We start from the raw sequence: 3,964 nt of genomic DNA, 5'->3' as shown, positions 1-3,964 counted from the left end.
ATTTTGGTTAATAAGCCTGTTGCTTTCTAGTCTTTTTTGATAACTTAAAAGTACAGATGCTTCTTAATGGTATAAGACGGTTGACGCTTAACGTTTAGTTGGACAAGTAGTGAGACTTGAGACGCCATGGAACGATGTGCTTGAGATATCTGAGGAAGCCCTCAGGAGACTTGGGTAATCATTGAAGAAGTGCGCTCGAGAAACAGGAAAGTTTGCTGGCGTGGCCTATATCGAAGGGTTCGAATCCCGTATCTGGAATTAAAGGGGGAGTGGAAGACTGCTCCCCTAAATTGATTTAAATAAGTGTGTCTCCAATTGTAGGATCTAATGCTGCTTGAACTTGGGTTGATGAAACTCTTTGGGGGCTAATTAGTAGATCTAAAAAATACTGTTTTGCAAGGCTTTGATTATGTTGTGGCTATGCTTAGCACAGCCTGCTAGTTAAAATGTTAAATCCGGTAGCACATATCTCAACCAGGTTGACCACGGCGATATGTCTAACGCTATCATCTGTTCTTCAACAGGTTGAGCCCGGCACCTGAATCCATTTATCAGTTGCTATCGTATGAATCCTTCTATCTTACCTTCACTTACGGTCAATCGGGTCAAGCTGTCTTTGATGCCGACAGCTAATCTTACCCAGCGTCAGACCCAACAGCAACACCTCAGAAAGATTCTGGACAACGTTTCCCTATCGTTGACGATGCCCCCTCATGCCATCTTGGTGGTGCGATCGCTCCCTGACCCCGCTCCTGGCAGTCTATTAGCGGCTAACCGGTGGCAAGGGTGTCACGGTTGGCAGCGGGCTACCCAACAAGCGCTGAACGACTGCTGGCGCAAGGCCCTGCGTCCCGCGCGATCGCCTATCCCGGCCCACGCCAATAGCGTTTGGTTTGTGGACGAGGCGGAATGGTTAGCTTGCCTATCGCGAGATCTAGGTTTGGGGGTAGCCGGCGATCGCTGGTGGTGGACAACAGCGCTGCGTCGTTCTATGCATCGCTCTGGGACAGAAGCGATCGCTGATCGATGGCGCGAGTCGATCCAGTGGCTGCCAGCCATGATGCCGCTGCTGTTTGACCTAGATCGTTCTGTTTTTACAGCTATCTTAACGAAACTGTCATCGTCCCAAGCCAGACAACTGATAGACCAGCTTGCCCAAGTCTATCAGTGCTCTCTGCCTCAGATAATATCTCAGGATCTTGATGTCCTTCAGCTTTCTGTATCATCAAGGATCCAGGCGATTCTGCATCGCTTACCTCAAGACAATCAAGCCTTGTTGGCGGTTTGCCTGACGCTTCCCCATACGGCTCAAATCCTGCGAAGAGCTGATGTTTCGACTGGACATGCTGATCCATCTTCAGAAATGTCTACACAACCATCATTGAAAAAGACAGCGATGCGACTGATCGAGAATCGCTCCCAGACGACGGATACACTGCGATCGCCGCCCCAAGATCATGAAGCCATACACGAATCTTCTGGGTTAGAAACAAGGTTGGAGTCTGATCCTACGCAACCGACTGCATTTGCTCACCCGTCCCTAGAAGAGCAGAGTTCATCTGAGACATTACCTATCTTAGAAATACCGACTCAGACTGCTGATACATCGGATTTCTCTAGGGGCAACCGACCACCAAGTTCTCCGATAACAGGCAACCACGATGCTATCGATTTAGATCCTACCCCCAATGTTGATGTTGGGAGAGATAACGATCCTCCGATCCTGTCTATCAAACCAACGCAGTCTAGTACTGCTCTATATCAAGATTCAAATCTCGATGCAAATCTTGATTCGACGTCTGAGATTTCCAACCCTCACCTCGGCCAGACTCATCTATTCTTATCTGATGCCGCTCTAGCAGCCGAGCGAGGTATTTCAACAGCCCTAGGCGGACTTTGGTATCTGGTAAATCTCTTAGTGGCGCTGGATTGGCCAGGGCGATCGCCCCTCTTCACCCCTTGGCATCAGTTGCTGGCCCTCGCTCAGGTTTTACGACCCGACTACCCGCCTGATCCGACTTGGGAGCTCCTGGCAGCGATCGCTGGCGAACCTCCACCCGCGAACCTGTTGCAGTCCTGGCAAGCAGCCATTCATAGGCAGACACTGACCTATCTAGAGGGACGGTTAGAGCAACCTGCTGCCATAGCCGATTATATTCTGGAACCCGCCATACTTTATCTAACTCGTACCCATATCGATGTGGTGTTTTCGTTAGATCAAATTCGTCTAGATCTACGCATGGCTGGTTTGGATCAAGATCCGGGATGGGTGCCGGAATTGGCGCGGGCGATCGCATTTCACTATGAGTAAGTCCTATGGTTTCAACCCCTAGTGCCCAAACTCATCTACACCAATGGCTCCAGCGCAGCATAGTTCATGTAGCGGCGCATCTTTGTGCTGTGGGCGGGCCGGAGGTGCTGGAGCAGTATCACTTTCTGCAAGCGTACCTACGCCCTATCCTGCAGCAGGTTGGCGATCGCTCCTCTCTGAGGGAGGTAGACCAGGCTCTTCAACGGCAGGTGGATACAGCCGATCAGCAGATGGATGTAAAGTCCGATCTGCCCCTTGTCCGCCTGCGGCAGGCTGGCCTCAGGTCTGCCCACCTGCAAGCGCTCCTCCTGGCAGGATTGGTGGAGGTGGATGCTCGGTTTGGCACGCTATACAGCGTATTGCATCCGTTTCCAGAAGAACAGCGGCTGACGATTGGGCTGCTGGATGATCTCCTACGCTTTAATGCCCTGAATGACCCGCTCCCCGCCTGGGTGCTGGTTCAGGAGTTGGAGCAACGTGGCCTGGTGACTCGCCATCAAAGCGATCGCCCCCGCGCTGCCCAAGTGCTCACTGTGCCTAGCCAAGTCTGGGATACCCTCTGCGGTTTGTCGCTTTCCCTATCGACAGACGCCTTGGCCTACTATCCTCCCCAGACCCTCACGGGTTTGGATCAGTTAACCGGCCTGCTTCCCAAGGATCTGCTCGATCGCCTCGCCCGCCTACCGGATTTAGTCGATCGCCATCTTGCCCGAGGGGTGATCTTGCGAGGAATGCGTGGCACCGGACGATTGAGGGCGATCGCCGCCGTGGCCCATGCCTGCCATGCCGGTATTCTGCACCTCAAGCGTCCCTCCCTAGCCAACCTTCCTGACCTGTGCCGTTTAGCTGGAGCCCTGGCCGTTTTGCAGCGGGCCATTCCCGTGATTGACCTAGAACTGGCTCCCGGTGAAACCCTCAGCCTGCCGAACCTGGCTGGCTATGACGGGTTGTTTGCCATCCTGCTCAACCGGGAAGGTAGCCTCAGCGGCCCCCAAGCGGAGGGATGCCTGACCCTACAGGTTCCTGCCCCCAGCCGCGCTGCCCGTCAGCAGCAGTGGGAGACGGTGCTCGACCCCAGCGTTAATGGGACTCGGGCTGTGGTCGAGCAGGCCAGTCAGCGCTATCATCTCACCCTGGGAGCTGTGGAGCAGGTGGGACGCTTGGCCCATGCCTATGCTGCGCTCAATGAGCACAACCACGTTGCCTTGGAGGATGTGCAAACCGCCTGTTCGTCCCTCAACCAGCAGACCCTGGAAAACCTCGCCACCCGGATCACGGCAGACTGCACCTGGGACACACTCATTGTCTCAGACAGCACTCGTGCCGAACTAGAGACCCTCATTCGTCGCTGTCGCCATCGAGAAACGCTGCTATCGGAGTTGGGACGGGGCTTTACGGGAGCCAGTCGGGGGGTGCGAGCGCTATTTGGGGGCTGTAGTGGTACCGGCAAAACCCTGGCGGCACGCATTATTGCAGCGGAGCTGGGCTTGGATTTGTACCGGGTGGATCTATCGGCTGTGGTCAGCAAATATATCGGCGAAACGGAGCGCAACCTCAGCCGCCTCTTTGCGCGGGCGGAGGAACAGGACATTATGCTGCTGCTGGATGAGGGCGACTCTCTGCTGACGGCCCGCACCGATGTGCGTAGTTCCA

Annotated in this window: 2 protein-coding genes; both read left to right on the top strand. The window is 54.3% G+C overall.

The annotated features are described in order from the left end of the window. The first annotated feature begins 619 nt into the window (after positions 1-619). The gene (locus tag V6D20_20190) at positions 620-2,311 is read left to right on the top strand and encodes a hypothetical protein (GenBank protein HEY9818099.1); all 1,692 of its coding nucleotides are present in this window, start codon (positions 620-622) and stop codon (positions 2,309-2,311) included. A gap of 5 nt (positions 2,312-2,316) precedes the next feature. Further along, positions 2,317-3,964, top strand: a 1,648-nt coding sequence (locus tag V6D20_20185) for an ATP-binding protein (protein HEY9818098.1), incomplete at its 3' end; no start/stop codon positions are given.

It is taken from the genome of Candidatus Obscuribacterales bacterium (assembly GCA_036703605.1).
Classification (GTDB): Bacteria; Cyanobacteriota; Cyanobacteriia; order RECH01; family RECH01; genus RECH01.
The sequence above is the reverse complement of the archived record's forward strand: the minus strand, read 5'-3'. Positions and strand labels throughout refer to the sequence as shown.